The following is a 17,007-nucleotide window of genomic DNA, read 5'->3' on the forward strand; positions in this document are numbered from 1 at the left end:
CAGGAGCAATGATTAATGGTATAATTTTTAGAGAAGTTTTGAAGGATGGTGTAAGTCATGATAGCTAGAGATATGCAGAATTCTATAAAGAACGGGTCGATCATAAGGGCTATGTTTGAGGAAGGAAAGAAAAGGGCAAAGATATACGGTGCTGAGAACGTATTTGATTTCAGCCTGGGAAATCCTAATGTGGAGCCGCCTGAAGAGATTAAGCAGGCAATCATTGATATAGTGTCCTCTGAGAAACCGATGAATGTACATGGCTATATGATGAATTCAGGATATGAGGATGTCAGGGAAGACATTGCGAAGTCTATCAACAGGAAATTCGGTACTGATTTTTCCAGCAGGAACATAATAATGACAGTTGGAGCCGGTGGCGGAGCCAATGTCGTATTCAAGACACTTCTGAATCCTGACGACGAGGTAATAACCTTTGCTCCTTTCTTTGGTGAATACAGAGGCTATGTTGCAAATTTCGGAGGAAAGCTTGTGGTTGTATCTCCCAATACTGTGGATTTCCAGCCTAATCTGGTTGAATTCAGGGAAAAGATAACAGCAAGGACAAAGGCTGTGATCATAAACTCTCCGAACAATCCAACGGGTGTAGTATATTCCGAGAAGACAATCATGGAGCTTTCAGAGATATTAAGGGAAAAGCAGAAGGAGTTTGGAACCGACATATATCTGGTTTCTGATGAACCTTACAGGGAACTGGCCTATGAGGATGTTGAGGTTCCTTATCCGACCAGGTATTTTGAGAACACCATCATCGTATATTCCTTCAGTAAGTCACTTTCGCTTCCGGGCGAAAGGATTGGATATCTCGTCATACCAAACGAAGTCGCAGATTATGAGGATGTATTCGCAGGAGCAGGAATAGCTACAAGGATACTTGGCTTCGTCAATGCACCATCTCTGTTCCAGAGGGTTGCAGCAAGGTGCGTCGATCTTGAGGTTGATGTTGAGGTATATAACCGAAACAGGGAGCTTTTCTACAACAGCCTGAAGTCATATGGATATGAGTGCATAAAGCCTGAAGGGGCGTTCTACATGTTCGTGAAGTCTCCTATAGCTGATGACTCAAGATTTTGCGAAATGGCAAAGGAGAAGAACATTCTTGTTGTACCTGGCTCATACTTCTCATGCCCGGGGTATTTCAGAATCGCATACTGCGTTGCATACGATACGATAAAGAATGCGCTTCCTGGATTCAAGGCTCTTATAGATGAATTGGGTAATCAGAAATAAAAAGGGCTGAAGGCATGTTAATGGCTTCTCCAAAAAAACGAAAAAATTAGTTCTTGATTTTTGTTTTTTTGGAGCATATAATAAAGAAAATTGTGAATAAAAATTCGTTAATCTGGAAGAGTACTCTGGAAGGGTCGTTTTAAGAGAGTCTGCGGTGGTGAGATGCAGGCGATGGATGACCAGGGGAATGGACCAGGAAGAAGCAGTCCGAAATCATTTTGAGAGTAGTAACTGACGGGAGCCCGCCGATAAAAGGGACAGGATATGTATGTATCCGTGATGAGTGGAATCCTTTCGGGATTCAATTTAGGTGGTACCGCGCAGCATGAGCTTCGTCCTATTCAAGGATGGAGCTCTTTTTATTTTGTAAAGGAGGTGGAAGGGATGCTCTGAAGGACACATGATGCAACGCACTCTGTTAACGAAAAGATAGGAGAGAATAAAATGAATACAAAGAAAATGGTAACTGCAGCACTGTTCCTTGCAATGGGTTATATCCTCCACCTGGTAATCCCCGGACTTCCTCTTGGAAGCATGAAGCCTGATCCGTTCCTTGCCATGATGTTCCTTGCGATATTCTTCGTGGATGACTTTAAGGGAACAATAGCAATAGGCGCAGCGGCAGGATTACTGACAGCAATGACTACGACGTTCCCTATGGGACAGATACCGAACATAATAGACAAGATGGTCACTGCACCTGCAGTCTATCTGCTTTACACAATGCTGAGGAATGCGAATCCTTCGCTTAGGACCATAGTAATAGCTTCTATCGGAACAATAATCAGCGGAACTGTATTCCTTGGGAGCGCACAGGTATTCTTCCAGCTTCCTGCACCATTCGCTGCATTATTCGTAGGAGTTGTTCTCCCTGCAGCTGTCAGCAATACAGTAATGGTAGCTGTAATAGACAGGGTAATGTCTAAGGCAAGGATCTCTGCAAGGGTATCCGCATAGAGAGTCCGTTCCAGGTGAAGCATCTGTTACACTATGGTATAATCGAGTAGACGGGGCAAAGACCCGATAACGCTAAAGACCAGGTGGTGATTGCTTGAGATTCAGGAACTGGTTCAATCTGGGAATTGGAATAAAGAGATGGGTGGCTCTTGGATTTTCTGGCATGATGTTCATCGTGTTCGGAGTGTTCGAGATGATTTTCCACAGATATTATAATGGTTACTACAAGCTGTTCTATGTTTACCTTATTGCGGTCGGGCTGTTCACCATCTACCTTGCCATGAACGAAGGTGTCACGAATTTCGTGGGACTTGTGGAAAAGGGATTGGTAAATGTGAACCTTGATTCAAGGGAGATCGGCAGCCTGGTCCATGAGAGAAAGCTGCTTGTCCAGGGACCCAAGGTAGTTGTCATCGGTGGAGGGACCGGGCTTTCTACCCTGCTGAGGGGTCTTAAGCACTACACCAACAACATCACGGCAGTGGTAACAGTAGCTGATGATGGTGGAGGATCAGGGCAGCTTAGGGAAGACCTTGGCATTCTGCCACCCGGGGACATAAGGAACTGCCTGGTTGCACTTGCCAACACTGATACCCTCATGGAGGAGCTGATGCAGTACAGGTTCCAGGATGGCTCACTTAAGGGCCAGAGCTTCGGAAATCTGTTTCTTGCTGCAATGGATGGTGTTTCGGACAATTTTGAGGACGCTGTGGCGAAGATGGCAAACGTACTGGCTATAACCGGAAAGGTACTGCCGGTCACTTTGGAGGACCTGAGGATCAATGCTGAGCTCGAAAGCGGTCAGATAGTCATTGGAGAGTCCCATATACCGATAGTTGGAAAGAAAGAAGCGAGCCCTATAAAAAGGCTCTATATCGAACCCTCAGATGCTAAGTGCCTTCCTGATGCAGCTGAAGCGATAAGGAATGCCGATGCTGTTGTCCTTGGACCAGGATCATTGTTCACCTCGATAATACCAAATCTGCTGGTCAATGGAATTGTTGAAGCCATAAAGGAATCGAAGGGGCTCAAGATATACATTTCGAATGTCATGACACAGCCTGGGGAGACAGATGATTTCAGGGTTTCGGACCATGTAAGGTCAATAATGGCCCATGCGGATTTCGGAGGCCTTGATTATGTCATTGCAAATACCACACTCATTGATAACATGAACCTGAAAGAAAAGTATGGAAGCATGGGACAGACCGAGGTCCTGGTCGACAGGGAGAACCTGTCCAAATACAGCTTTGAGTTGGTTCTTGGTGACTTCCTCCTCGCAAGGGAGGATTCGGTAAGGCATGATGCCGAGAAGCTTTCCAGGGTTCTAATGGATACCATACTCAGAAAATCGCTCATCTACGACAAGAAGAGGATACTCGAGTACGTGCTGCTTTCTGACAAGCTGAAGCATAGGGAAAGAATGCATGGTGTTCATCAGGTTGATCAACCAGTCGACCGCAAGGGCGATCAACCAGTCGAGCGTATCAATTAAGAAGAAACATGAAGAGTCGGGATAGATTTGCCTGACTCTTCATTTTGGATTCTCCCGGAAGAGTTGTCTATGATATAATAGAGGATATATGCCGGTTCTGCCTCAAGCAAATGGAGTGAATAGATATGTCCTTTTCTGCAAAGGTAAAAAGTGAAATAACAAGGGATGCTGAAGTGACGAAGGAAGAGGCAAGCGCCCTGATATCCGCGATTATGAGGGTATCAGGGACCATAATGTTCTCTTCGTCCAAGCTGTCATTCAAGATAACAACTGAAAATCCGTCTACTGCAAGATTCGTGTTCAAGCTGCTCAAGGAGCATTTCGATATTCATGCGAACCTTATGGTCAAGAAGGGCAGCTCACTCAAGAAGAACAACATGTACATTGTTGTGATCAGTGAGGACATGGGCCTTAGGAGACTCATGAAGGACACCGGAATATTGAGGGATGATGACGGCCCATTCGATCCTGAGTTCAGGATCAAGAAGAGCCTCATAAGGACCGATGCAGCAAGGAAAGCCTACATAAAAGGGGCGTTCCTGGGTTCCGGAAGCATCCAGAATCCTGAGAAGGCTTACCATATTGAGTTTGTGGCTAACTCTCAGGAGTATGCAGGCGACCTGATGGAGCTTATAAATACATTTGGCCTAAGCGCCAAGGTCATAAGCAGGAAGAACTCCTTCATAGTCTATCTCAAGGAAGGGGAGCAGATAGTGGACATCCTGAACATCATAGGAGCCCACAACAGCCTTTTTGAAATTGAGAACATCAGGATAGTCAAGGACATGAGGAACAATGTCAACAGGATAGTCAACTGTGAGACAGCTAACCTGTCAAAGACTGTGAACGCCGCTGTAAGGCAGGTCGAGTCAATAAGGCTCATTGAGACAAGGATAGGTCTCGGAAGGCTGCCAAAGCCTCTCAGGGATATTGCGGAGATGAGGCTGGATTACCCGGATGAATCGCTGAAGGAGCTGGGTGAGATGCTGGAACCGCCTGTCGGCAAATCAGGCGTAAACCACAGGCTGAGGAAGATAGAGAAGATCGCTGATGAACTGAGGAAGGGTGGTCTCTGATGAAGCTCGAGAGGATATGCGACGCAATCAGGGAAATGGAGCTTGGCCGCAAGATTTCCGTTAGAAGCCTTGCCCGCGAGATGGATGTAAGCGAGGCTACCGCATACAAGGCCATAAAGAAGATGGAGGATGAAGGATACCTTGAGACGCTTCCCCGAGCTGGAACCATAAGGGTTGAAAGCCCAAGGGAGAAGAAGCTCGAGAGCATAACCTACAAGGAGGTCCTCAGGATAGTTGACGGGGAGCTGCTTGCAGGGGAGGCAGGACTGGATAAGACTGTATCAAGGTTCAACATCGGAGCAATGACCCTTGATGCCATGAAGAAGTATCTTCATCCGGGAGGTCTTCTGATTGCCGGAAACAGGGATGACGTTCATATCCTTGCGCTTAGTGCGGGGGTCGGGGTTCTCATAACCGGTGGCTTCAGCGCTGAAAAGAAGGTAATAGAGATGGCTGACAGGCTCAAGCTTCCTGTCATATCTACATCCTACGATTCCTTCACTACTGGCTCACTTATAAGCAGGGCCATATCCGAAAAGCTCATCAAGAGCACAATTCCGTATGTAGGAGACCTGCTTAAGAAGGCACCGGCATACCTACGGTCAGATGATACTGTCAAGGACTTCAAGGCTCTCAGTGAAGAGACGGATTACGAGAAGTTTCCTGTGGTCGACCACAGGATGAAGGTGCTTGGAGTAGTCTCAACAAGGGAAGTCGTAGGGAAAAGGGATGACGAGTCCATTGAGAAGGTAATGAGGAAGGTGGCTGTGACCTATAGTCCGAGAGCCACCGTCTCACATATTGCCCATGTCATGGACTGGGAGAACCTTCAGCTGTGCCCCATAACTGAAGGGGAAAGGCTTGTGGGAGTTATCACAAGGACTGATATCCTGAAGGCTCTGCAGGACAGGGACACGAGGCCCATGGAGAAGGATACCCTGGAGGACAGGGTCATTAAGGACATGGAGCTGGAAAAGCAAGAAGGCCTATACAGGTTTACAGGCTCTGTTACACCGGACATGCTGGATCCTTATGGCAACGCCTCAAACAGCGTGCTCTCCATGTTCATGGTAAAATCAGCCATGACAGTACTTGAAAACAGGTTCTACAGCTGCACGATGGACAGCGTTTCCCTGGACTTCATGGGAAGCCTCGAGGTAGACTCGGAGTTTACTGTGGAGGCGACTATCCTGTCTTCAGGAAAGAGCAGGTCTAAAATAGGGATGAAGCTATTATCGAAGGATTCAACAATAGCAGTGGGGACGCTCAGCGCTCTCCATACCCCTGAGGAACGTGAATAGATAAAAATTGGAATAATAATTTATTGAAATGCGAGGAGATAGTATGTTTTATCATGTAGTAATGTTCAAATTAAAGGACAACAGCCCGGAGAGCATGGAAAAGGCTAGGGAGATACTTATGTCAATGGAGGGAAAGATTCCTGAACTAAAGGGTCTTACTGTAGGAAAGGACACCCTTTTCACAGGCAGGAGCTTCGACATCTGCCTGATCACGACATTTGATTCAAAGGAAGATATGGATGTATATCAGGACAGCTATTACCATGTTGAGCATGTCCTTAAGAACATAAGACCTATGATTGAGAAGTCCGCTGCGTGTGACTTCCTCGGTTAATGCTGCGAGTCCAAAATCGGACATATCCGGGAAGGGGAGAAGACTTTGAATATTAAAGATAAGGCAGGATTCTGCCACCTTCACCTTCATACGGAGTATAGTCTCCTAGACGGTTCGGGAATGATAAAGAAGATGGTGGCAAGGGCGAAGGAGCTCGGGATGGAGCACATCGCCATCACCGACCACGGTGCCATGTACGGGGTTGTGGAATTCTACAAGGAGGCCGTGAAGGCCGGACTTAAGCCTGTCATAGGCTGCGAGATCTATGTGGCTGCCATGTCCATGGACCAGAAGAGCCAGGATTCGGAGAATTCGACTCACCATCTTGTGCTTCTGGTAAAGAACGAGACTGGATACAGGAACCTCATGAAGATAGTTACCGAAGGGTCCTTGAGAGGATTCTACTACAAGCCCAGGGTGGACCATGACTTTTTGAAGTCCCACTCGGAAGGGCTTATTTGCCTTTCTGCATGCCTCGGAGGAGAAGTTCAGAAGTACTTCACCCTTGACATGCCAAGCAAGGCCAGGGAAGCTGCCCTGTTCTATAAGGAAACCTTCAGGGACGGTTTCTACCTTGAGCTTCAGGACCATGGCATGATGGAGCAGAAGAAGGTCAACAGGTTGAACATTGAGCTTGCAAGGGAGCTTGAAATACCCCTTGTGGCAACAAACGATGTCCACTATATCGAGAAAGATGACTCAAGGGCCCACGATATACTCCTGTGCATCCAGACCGGCAAGACTGTTGATGTGGAAGAAAGGATGAGATATCCTTCGCCTGAGTTCTATCTCAAGTCTCCTGAAGAGATGGAGATGCTTTTCGGCGAGATTCCGGAAGCGCTTGAAAACACTGTAAAGATTGCTGAGGAGTGCAATTTCAGCTTTGAGTTCAATGTACCCAAGCTTCCGAGGTTTCCGCTTCCTGAAGGAACGGACCATTTTGAGTACCTTAAGGCACAGGTCTACAAAGGGATGGTGGAGAAATATCCGGTTTTCAGTGGATTCAAGGGTAAAGCCTTCACGACTGATGAGCTTTCTGAATTTGATGACACTGAGGCCATAGAGCTGCTTAAGAGGGTCGACTATGAGCTCAAAGTCATGAGGGACATGGGCTATGTGGATTACTTCCTCATTGTCTGGGATTTCATAAAGTTCGCGAATGACAATGGCATAGCTACAGGAGCCGGAAGAGGAAGCGCAGCAGGGTCAGTTGTCTCATACTGCCTGAACATAACAAAAATTGACCCGATAAAGTACAGCCTGCTCTTTGAAAGGTTCCTCAATCCTGAGAGGATTTCGATGCCTGATATAGACTCAGATTTCTGCTACGAGAGGCGCGGAGAGGTAATCGACTATGTAGTGGGCAAGTATGGCACTGACAATGTGGCCCAGATCATAACCTTCGGGACGATGGCTGCAAAGGCCTGCATCAGGGATGTGGGAAGGGCAATGAACTACCCTTATGGGGAAGTTGACCAGATAGCAAAGATGATTCCGGGGATGCTGAACATTACAATAGACAAGGCGCTGGAGATCAATCCTGAGCTTAAGAGAGCCTACGAGGAAGACGGCAGGGTGATGGAGCTCATAGATGTAGCCAGAAAGCTGGAGGGCCTCTCAAGGCATGCCAGCACCCATGCAGCAGGTGTCGTTATCTCAGAGAAGGCCCTGGTTGAATATGTGCCGCTCCAGAAGAACGAGGACATGGTGGTTACTCAGTTTACCATGAATACTCTTGAGGAGCTGGGACTCCTTAAGATGGACTTCCTGGGTCTTAGGACACTGACGGTCATGAGGGACACAGTGGACATGGTTAAGGTCAACAGGGATGAGACGGTGGACATAGATGCCCTGGACCTCAAGGATCCTGAGGTGTTCAGGATGATAGGTGAGGGAAAAACTGTCGGTGTATTCCAGCTGGAATCTGCAGGAATGACGAGCTTCATGAAGGAGCTTAGGCCTGACAGCCTTGAGGACATCATAGCGGGAATCTCCCTGTACAGGCCGGGACCGATGGCTGAGATACCAAGGTACATTGAGAACAAGAAGAATCCTGAGAAGATAACATATCTCTGCAAGGAGCTTGAGCCCATACTTTCAGTCACTTATGGGGTCATTATCTATCAGGAGCAGGTAATGCAGATAGTCAGGGACCTTGCGGGCTACTCCCTTGGCAGGAGCGACCTTGTCAGGCGTGCGATGTCAAAGAAGAAGCACGATGTAATGGAAGAGGAACGCAAGAATTTCATATACGGCCTCAAAGACAAGGACGGTAACATAATAGTAGAGGGATGCATAAGGCGTGGCATTGACGAATCAGCCGCGAACAAGATATTCGACCAGATGACTGATTTCGCCAGCTATGCATTCAACAAGGCACATGCAGCAGCATACGCGGTAATAGGTTATCAGACCGGATTCCTCATGAGGTACTATCCCCAGGAATTCATAGCTGCCATGCTGAACTCTGTAATTGGCAACAGCGAAAAGTGCGGTGCTTACCTGAGGTCCGCGAAGGAGCTTGGTATAAAGGTCCTGCCGCCTGACATCAATGAATCGGAGTTCAGGTACACTGTAAAGGGAACGACGATAAGGTTCGGACTTGGAGCAATAAAGGGCGTTGGTCGGAACATGGTCGATTCATTCGTGAGGATAAGGGAAGAGCGCGGCAGATTCAGGAACCTGATGGATTTTACTGAAAGGATCGAACAGGGATCGGTTAACAAGAGGGCACTTGAAGCACTGATAAAATCAGGCTGCTTTGATGGTCTTGATGGTGCAAGGTCTCAGATGCTTGCAGTATATGACAGGATCCTTGACAGCTTCACTCAGGTAAGGAAGAGGACCATTGAGGGACAGGTATCCCTGTTCGGGGACATCATAGAGGATCACTCCCTTTCAGGGATTGAACTTCCGAACCTCAGGGAATTCGATAAAAAGGACATGCTTGCAATGGAGAAGGAGATGACAGGGATGTACCTCTCAGGACATCCTCTGGATGACTTCGAGGAACTCATCGGCAGGATGTCGAGCACAAGTGTGGCTGATATAACTAAGGGTGCAGATGCAATTCTTGATGACATCAGGGACGAGGCTGCTCTCTATACGGAGAGCATAATGGCCGAGACCGGTCTTAAGGACGGGGACAAAGTCATAATGGGAGGTCTCATCAGAAATATTACAAGAAAGATAACAAGGAACCAGGCCATGATGGCGTTCCTGAACTTCGAGGACCTGACCGGTGTGATTGAAGGGATCGTCTTTCCTAAATCCTATGAGAAGCTGCTTGAATTCCTGAGGGAGGACAGTATAGTTCTTCTGAAGGGAAGGCTGTCAATGAAAGAGGATGAAGCTCCGAAAATCATAGTGGAAGACCTTGGTCCGCTGAAATCTAAGATGGAGAAGCGTATATATCTGAGGTTCGATGACATGGAGGATGCCAAGCTTGCTGTGAAGAGGCTAAGGTCAGTCTTTCGGACCTTCCATGGGGAAACTCCAGTATATGTTGTCGCGGGAAAATCAAAGGATACAATGAAGCTCGCAAAGGACCTCTGGGTGGACCATAACTCCGATATACTTGGTATGCTTAAGGAAAAGCTAGGTGAGGCCAATGTAAAGATGGTTGAAAGGTCTGCTGGGAGTGCATGATATACATTTTCCTTCAAGAATGAAAAGTTAACCGATTGTTTGATTTTCGGATAATGTAAATTTGTTGAAAATGATGCTGTCTAGTAATACAATGTAATGGGTCTGTCTGGTTTTCAGCCATACGGACAATTCCAAACTTGCTCCAAGGAGGAGAATAGTGTGAAAAAGATAGCCATACTGACAAGCGGAGGGGACGCTCCCGGAATGAATGCCGCCATCAGAGCGGTTGTTAGGACTGCATTAAAGAACGATATAGAAGTAATAGGAATAAACATGGGCTATGAGGGTCTCATCAACGGAGATTTCCACCCTATGGACAGAAGGTCAGTTTCAGATATCATCCAGAAGGGTGGTACAATCCTGAAGACTGCAAGATGCCCTGAATTCAAGGATCCTGCAGTGAGGGAGAAGGCTGCCCAGGTCTTGAGGATCTACGGCATTGAGGGACTGATCGTCATCGGCGGAGATGGCTCGTTCATGGGCGCCAAGGGCCTTTCTGACCTTGGAATAAAGACGATAGGTCTTCCTGGAACCATAGACAACGACCTGGCTTATACTGACTACACCATAGGCTTTGATACAGCTCAGAATACCATTACTGATGCCATCAACAAGCTGAGGGACACTTCATCCTCACATCAGAGGGTTTCTGTAGTAGAGGTAATGGGAAGAAACTGCGGCGACCTTGCACTTTACGCAGGTCTTGCAGGCGGAGCCACGACCATTCTTGTCCCTGAGAAGAAGATGACAAAGGAAGAGGCGATCAGGGAAGTAATGGAAGGCAGGAAGATGAAGAAGAACCACAATCTTGTTGTGGTTGCTGAAGGTGTCGGAGGAGCAAGGGAGCTTGCCCAGGACATCGAGGAGCTTACCGGAATTGAGGCCAGGGCTACAGTTCTCGGACACATCCAGAGGGGTGGAGTGCCTACGGCATTTGACAGGATACTTGCTGCAAGGATGGGACACAAGGCTGTAGAGCTTCTTATGGAAGGAAAGTCTGCAAGGGTTGTGGGAATCAAGGCTAACAAGATAATTGACATGGACATATATGAGGCACTGGCAATGGAAAGGACATTTGATGAGGAACTCTACAAGATAGCAATGGACATGTCATAATTGCAACTAAGGAGGCAGAAATGAGAAAGACCAAGATAGTATGTACCATCGGACCGGCATCGGAAAGCGAAGAGGTAATCAGGAGACTGATAATCGCAGGTATGAACACTGCAAGATTCAACTTCTCTCATGGAGACCATGAATCCCATGGAATGAAGATGGAGAGGGTAAGAGGAATTGCCAAGGATCTGGGGAAGACAGTAGCGCTGCTGCTTGATACAAAGGGACCTGAAATAAGGACCCACAACTTCAAGGATACAGTTGTGACTCTTCAGGAAGGTGAATTCGTTGATGTCATCGCAGGTGAAGAGATATTGGGTGACGCGAAGCAGTTCTCAGTAACCTATGAGAAGCTTTCTGAGGATGTAGTGCCTGGAAGCAGGATTCTAATAGATGATGGTCTTGTTGGGCTTGAAGTCATGTCGGTAAAGGGTAACAGGATAACCTGCGGAATACTCAATACAGGCAATGTCTCCAACCACAAGGGAGTCAATCTTCCTGGAATAAAGACACAGCTTCCGGCTCTTACTGACAGGGACATAGCGGACCTTAAGTTCGGTGTGGAGATGGGTGTCGATTTCGTTGCCGCTTCCTTCATAAGAAAAGCAGAGGACGTCCTTGCAATAAGGAAGGTACTCAGAGACCTTGGCGGAGATGACATATTCCTGATATCCAAGATTGAGAACCAGGAAGGTGTCGACAACGTTGAGGAAATAGTAAAGTACTCAGATGGAATCATGGTTGCCAGAGGCGATATGGGTGTTGAGATTCCTCTTGAACTGGTACCTGTGATGCAGAAGAAGATAATCGAGCTTTGCAATCTTCATGGAAAGCCTGTAATAACGGCTACTCAGATGCTTGAGTCAATGGTAAGGAATCCAAGGCCGACAAGGGCTGAGGTATCTGACGTTGCTAATGCGATATTCGACGGATCAGATGCGATAATGCTGTCCGGTGAGACTGCAAACGGAAAGTATCCTGTCGAGGCTGTATCAACAATGGCGAGAATCGCCTGCGAAGCTGAGGACAGGCTGAAGTATGATGCAATACTTGCCAATAAGATGCTCCAGAAGGTTTCTTCAGTTCCATCGGCTATAAGCCTGGCTTCTGTTACGACTGCCCATGAGCTTGGAGCTTCGGCAATCATAACAGCTACAGTATCTGGAAGCACAGCAAGGAACGTATCAAGGTTCAGACCGCAGTGCCCGATAATATCGATAACTCCAAGCGACAAGGTTGCAAGGATGCTGTCTGTATACTGGGGCTGCTACCCGATAGTTGCCGAGATGTATACCACCACTGACGAGATGATTGAAAAATCAGCCGCTCTCGTAAAGGAGAAGGGTTTTGTCACAGATGGCGAGATAGTCGTCATTACAGCCGGTCTACCAATCAACTATGTCGGATCTACTAACATGATCAAGGTTCATCTCATTGGGGAAGTGCTTCTCCAGGGAAAGAGGACCCATAAGACAAATCAGATCAAGAGCGGTGTAGTCAAAAAGGCTGAGAACATAGCTGAAGCCAGGGAGAAGCTTGAGGACGAGGATATTCTCGTAACAAGGACTCTCGATGATTCCTATCTTGAAATACTACACAAGGTATCCGGCATAATTGTCGAGACCAACCAGGTGACGTCTGCAGTGACAGTTGAAGCCATGAGGCATGACATCCCGATTATCGCGGATTCTGTAAATGCGATGCAGGTTCTGACCGAAGGTACTCTGGTTACAATTGACGGAAAGAGAAGCCTTGTCATCAATGGAAAGACAAATCTCAAATCATAATTGTGATTAAAGCGCGGTTTACCCGCGCTTTATTTATATGATTTGCTATATTGAAAAAAATTAACAATTTGTTCATAAAAAGCATATATCGTTGATAGCCAACGAGATACAGTATTTCACAAGAGTTGTTCATATAAATATAACAAAATGTTAACAAAATATTTACATTAATTTTTTCGAGCAGTGATATAGTTGTAAAGTATCAAATGAACGATAAGTCAACTGATTCTATAGGCACCCGCATGGGTGCTATTTTTTTGCCCTTAATTAGCCTGAGTGCCACAAAGGGTAGCATATGTTACAATTATACGGAAAAGAATTGATGAAATATGAGGGGGAAGCTCCAATGAAGAAGAATGACATCATAAAGGCTGAGATAACCAGCCAGGGATATAACGGGGAAGGCATAGCGAGGATAGAAGGCATGCCTGTTTTCATAGAGAATGCGCTGCCTGGTGAAAAGGCATCTATACATATACTTAAGGTAAATAAGAACCTGGCATTTGGAAAGATTGCATCAATAGATGTACCTTCAAAACTCAGGGTTGAGCCTCCATGCCCATATTACTGGAAGTGCGGAGGCTGCGACCTTCAGCACCAGACCTATGAGAGCCAGCTTGAATTCAAGAAGAAGAGGGTCAGAGATGCTATCGAAAGGATAGGGGGAGTCAAGGATCCTGTTGTAAATGACACTTTAGGAATGGAAAATCCGTTCAGATACAGGAATAAAGTACAGCTGCCTGTAGGACTTGAAAACGGGAAGATAATATCCGGGTTCTATGCTAAAAGGTCACACAGGATAATAGACATGGAGAGCTGTATAATCCAGCATGAAGACGGTGATAAAGTACTGAAGATAGTCAGAGAGTGGATGGAGGACAACGGTATACTCCCTTACCAGGCTGATGGCACAGGACTTATCAGGCATATAATGGTCAGGAAGGGATTCATTACAGGTGACCTGATGGTAGTAATAGTAGCTACTAAGAACCAACTGCCGATGAATGAGGACCTGACAAGAAGACTCAGTAATATTGATGGCTTCAAATCACTTATCCTTAATATAAACAGCAGAGATACAAATGTAATACTCGGTGAAAGCAACATAGTGCTTTATGGCACAGACCATATTGAGGACTACATATCTGAGTTCCGGTTCAGGATCTCTCCACATTCATTCTTCCAGGTGAATCCTGCACAGACACATGTCATGTATTCAAAAGCCCTTGAATATGCAGGGCTTACTGGAAATGAGACCGTATTCGATGCTTACTGCGGAGCAGGCACAATAAGCATGTTCCTCTCAAAAAAAGCTAAGAAGGTGTATGGAGTTGAAATAGTCAGGGAAGCTGTAGCAGATGCCAGGCTGAACGCTGAGATGAACGGAGTCACAAACATTGAATTCATTGAAGGAAAGTCTGAGGATGTCATAGCTGACCTTATCGAGCAGGGCATCCATGCCGATGTAGTAGTTGTGGATCCACCAAGGAAAGGCTGCGAAAGGTCGCTGCTTGATTCCATTGCTGCCATGGGACCGAAAAGGCTGGTGTATGTGTCGTGTGACGCTGCAACTCTCGGAAGGGATGTAGGGATAATGGCAGAGCTAGGATATGAGCTTGTTGAGGCGACACCAGTGGACAACTTCCCGATGACGGCACACGTTGAGACGGTAGCATTGATGTCAAGGATATAAAGGAGAGTGTCTGAAAAGGGTTGAAAATAGGGCTTTTACGGGTTTTTTAGTTTGAAATTGGAATGTTAAAAACTATGTTTTTATGCTTCTTGGGAAATTATCAATACAGGTATAAACCCCTGCAAGTGGTCAATTTAGATAACGGTGCTTAGTGAGAAGTCGATTTAGATGTTTTTTGAAGAAGCCGAGGTTGTGTGATCAGCAATGATTTTACGATAGATTTGATAAAATGGCAGTGAAACAGGCTAACTAGAATGACTGAAATGCGTCAATATGTTTATTATCCGAGGTGCAAATCAAATATAAACTCACGATAATAGAGACATAAAACCTTGAATTTAATTTCAGATTATATATATTAAGTTAGGAGGAAAAACATATGAAAACAAGGCTTACACATACTCGAGCAAATGTTTCAGACTTGCACAAATCTATAGCGTGGTATGAAAACGTTCTTGGATTTGAATGCCTTGGTGCTGATATTACAGACAGATGGCAATATGCTCAATTTAAGTGTGCTGAAGGTGCAAGTTTTTCAATTATGGTGGCAGAAATAAGTGGTACAAGTGCCAGATTTAATTTCAAGGTTGATGATGTTGATACCCTTTGGGAATCTTTGAAAGATAAAGTGAATATTGTTGAAACCATTGAAACTATGCCATATGGAAATCGTAAGTTTACTATTGCTGATCCCGACGGGAATGAACTTGGCTTTGTTCAAGAGAAGTATTCGGAGGTTAAATGATATGAATTTTGCTTTGTGTGGACTTGATTGCACTAAATGTGGTTCTTTTCCATGTGATGGACTAAAAAATGCATTAAAGGCCGTTGGCGGATTATCTGCCATTGATAATTTTATTGCGCAAACAAAAGTATAAGTTATATGAAAAAATTCCTGTTTTTAAAGACACGTATTTAAGTAGGTTTTGTCATGGCTGATGATAATAAAAAATCCATTATATCCCACCATTGCCTCCGATAAGAGAAAAACGTGCTGGCATTTACTGTCGTGTGAGTACGAACAGTGCTGATCAGCTAAAAAGTCTGACTGCTCAGATATCGGCACTGACGAGATTAACATCGGCTAATCCAAGTTGGTTGCTGGTTGATATATACATAGATATTGCTTCAAGTAAACCCGGTTCTTCTCGTAAAGAGTTTACTCGTATGCTGAAGGATTGCCAGTCGCGTGATTTACAAATTATCCTTATCAAGAGCATCAGCAGATTTGGACGGGATATGGTAGAGATTCTTGATGCGCTGAACCAGTTAAAGGTTCTCGGAGTTAGTGTTATATTTGAACAGGAAGTACTTGATACAGCTGATACAGATAATGACCTTATGATCTCAATAATTGAGGCAATTGCTCAGGCAGAGAATGAATCCCGCAGCGACAATATCAAGTGGGGTATCAAACAACGCGCTGCACAAGGAGAAAAAGCCATGTCAAAAGGTATAGAAATAATCGATGTAGGTGGGGTGAACTGTTATTTGCTCGAAGCAGATGATGGTTTTGTGCTTATAGATACCGGATTTTCCGCAAAACGTATGTTTCTTGATGAAGTGTTGAAAAAAGCACTCAATAAGCCCGTAGAAGTACCTAAAAAGTTAAAACTTGTTATTTTAACTCATGGCGATTCAGATCATGCTGGAAATTGTAAGTTCCTTAGTGAAAATTACGATGTGAAAATCGCAATGCACTTTGAGGATTCTAAGATGGTTGAAAATGGGGATATGTCGTGGAATCGGAAGTTAAAACCTGATAAAATCTCTTTTACTTTCAGATTAGTCACTCTTGCTTTCGGTAAGAATAGTATTTTTGACACGTTTAAGCCTGACATTTACTTACAGGACGGACAAAATCTCGCTGAGTTTGGTTTATCTGCAAAGGTAATTCATCTTCCGGGGCACTCAAAAGGATCTATTGGTGTACTGACAAGCGAAGGTGATTTATTTTGCGGTGACTTAATTTACAATTTCGCAGGTTTCAGTTATATTGATAATCTTGAAGACTTTAACGAAAGCATAAATAAACTGAAAAAGTTGGATATTAATATCCTTTACCCTGGTCATGGGAAGCCATTTTCTATAAATTATTTTAATAAAAAATTTGTGCAAAAAATATAATAACGTAAATGACTTATATCCGTCGGTTATCGTGTGAAATCTCAAAGAGGCGTTCAGTTCAGGATTAGGGCAACAAGTATTCTGAAGGACTGTCCATGGTCATACAGCTGCAAAATTAATCTATAAGCGTGCAGATGCGCAGCAGCCATTTATGGGGTTGACGAAAAGCAACGCAGGTACTGGTGATTTATTTATCGAAAAGCTTACATAAATATTCAAAGC

General features: G+C 45.2%; 12 protein-coding genes and 1 other annotated feature. All 12 genes read left to right on the plus strand.

What is annotated here, in order from left to right; genetic code table 11:
- The first annotated feature begins 57 nt into the window (after positions 1 to 57).
- Positions 58 to 1,251 carry a pyridoxal phosphate-dependent aminotransferase gene (locus J2Z34_RS10930; protein ID WP_209459900.1) on the plus strand — a complete coding sequence of 398 codons (1,194 nt, stop codon included), beginning with the start codon at positions 58 to 60 and terminating at the stop codon, positions 1,249 to 1,251.
- 98 nt (positions 1,252 to 1,349) lie between these two features.
- Positions 1,350 to 1,594: a binding site (T-box leader), on the plus strand.
- Between the two features lie 101 nt (positions 1,595 to 1,695).
- A complete protein-coding gene (locus J2Z34_RS10935; protein WP_209459901.1) occupies positions 1,696 to 2,208 on the plus strand; it encodes a tryptophan transporter in 513 nt (170 codons plus the stop codon).
- Between the two features lie 94 nt (positions 2,209 to 2,302).
- On the plus strand, positions 2,303 to 3,703 hold the full coding sequence (locus J2Z34_RS10940; RefSeq protein WP_209459902.1) for a gluconeogenesis factor YvcK family protein: 1,401 nt from the start codon (positions 2,303 to 2,305) through the stop codon (positions 3,701 to 3,703).
- Between the two features lie 125 nt (positions 3,704 to 3,828).
- The gene (whiA, locus tag J2Z34_RS10945) at positions 3,829 to 4,779 is read left to right on the plus strand and encodes a DNA-binding protein WhiA (protein WP_209459903.1); all 951 of its coding nucleotides are present in this window, start codon (positions 3,829 to 3,831) and stop codon (positions 4,777 to 4,779) included.
- Positions 4,779 to 6,080, plus strand: a complete 1,302-nt coding sequence (locus tag J2Z34_RS10950; RefSeq protein WP_209459904.1) for a DRTGG domain-containing protein — start codon at positions 4,779 to 4,781, stop codon at positions 6,078 to 6,080. Before whiA ends, J2Z34_RS10950 begins: the two co-directional genes overlap by 1 nt.
- A 61-nt stretch (positions 6,081 to 6,141) precedes the next feature.
- Positions 6,142 to 6,414 carry a Dabb family protein gene (locus J2Z34_RS10955; protein WP_342453159.1) on the plus strand — a complete coding sequence of 91 codons (273 nt, stop codon included), beginning with the start codon at positions 6,142 to 6,144 and terminating at the stop codon, positions 6,412 to 6,414.
- A 51-nt stretch (positions 6,415 to 6,465) separates the two neighbouring features.
- Complete coding sequence (locus J2Z34_RS10960) at positions 6,466 to 10,062, plus strand: DNA polymerase III subunit alpha (RefSeq protein ID WP_209459929.1); 3,597 nt, start codon at positions 6,466 to 6,468, stop codon at positions 10,060 to 10,062.
- Positions 10,063 to 10,221: 159 nt separating this feature from the next.
- Complete coding sequence (gene pfkA / locus J2Z34_RS10965; protein WP_209459906.1) at positions 10,222 to 11,178, plus strand: 6-phosphofructokinase; 957 nt, start codon at positions 10,222 to 10,224, stop codon at positions 11,176 to 11,178.
- Positions 11,179 to 11,198: 20 nt separating this feature from the next.
- The gene (gene pyk, locus J2Z34_RS10970) at positions 11,199 to 12,965 is read left to right on the plus strand and encodes a pyruvate kinase (RefSeq protein ID WP_209459907.1); all 1,767 of its coding nucleotides are present in this window, start codon (positions 11,199 to 11,201) and stop codon (positions 12,963 to 12,965) included.
- Positions 12,966 to 13,311: 346 nt separating this feature from the next.
- The gene (rlmD, locus tag J2Z34_RS10975) at positions 13,312 to 14,658 is read left to right on the plus strand and encodes a 23S rRNA (uracil(1939)-C(5))-methyltransferase RlmD (protein ID WP_245250627.1); all 1,347 of its coding nucleotides are present in this window, start codon (positions 13,312 to 13,314) and stop codon (positions 14,656 to 14,658) included.
- A gap of 379 nt (positions 14,659 to 15,037) precedes the next feature.
- On the plus strand, positions 15,038 to 15,403 hold the full coding sequence (locus J2Z34_RS10980; RefSeq protein WP_209459909.1) for a VOC family protein: 366 nt from the start codon (positions 15,038 to 15,040) through the stop codon (positions 15,401 to 15,403).
- A 266-nt stretch (positions 15,404 to 15,669) separates the two neighbouring features.
- Positions 15,670 to 16,785, plus strand: coding sequence for a recombinase family protein (locus J2Z34_RS17605; RefSeq protein WP_342453160.1), 1,116 nt, complete (start codon positions 15,670 to 15,672; stop codon positions 16,783 to 16,785).
- Positions 16,786 to 17,007 lie beyond the last annotated feature (222 nt).

The sequence above is a fragment of the Youngiibacter multivorans genome (genome assembly GCF_017873395.1).
Lineage (GTDB): Bacteria > Bacillota > Clostridia > Clostridiales > Clostridiaceae > Youngiibacter > Youngiibacter multivorans.

Coding starts and splice junctions, on each gene's coding strand:
- J2Z34_RS10955 (WP_342453159.1), top strand. CDS start 6,142: ATGTTCAAATTAAAGGACAACAGCCCGGAGAGCATGGAAAAGGCTAGG.
- J2Z34_RS10930 (WP_209459900.1), top strand. CDS start 58: ATGATAGCTAGAGATATGCAGAATTCTATAAAGAACGGGTCGATCATA.
- whiA (WP_209459903.1), top strand. CDS start 3,829: ATGTCCTTTTCTGCAAAGGTAAAAAGTGAAATAACAAGGGATGCTGAA.
- rlmD (WP_245250627.1), top strand. CDS start 13,312: ATGAAGAAGAATGACATCATAAAGGCTGAGATAACCAGCCAGGGATAT.
- J2Z34_RS10935 (WP_209459901.1), top strand. CDS start 1,696: ATGAATACAAAGAAAATGGTAACTGCAGCACTGTTCCTTGCAATGGGT.
- pyk (WP_209459907.1), top strand. CDS start 11,199: ATGAGAAAGACCAAGATAGTATGTACCATCGGACCGGCATCGGAAAGC.
- J2Z34_RS10980 (WP_209459909.1), top strand. CDS start 15,038: ATGAAAACAAGGCTTACACATACTCGAGCAAATGTTTCAGACTTGCAC.
- J2Z34_RS10950 (WP_209459904.1), top strand. CDS start 4,779: ATGAAGCTCGAGAGGATATGCGACGCAATCAGGGAAATGGAGCTTGGC.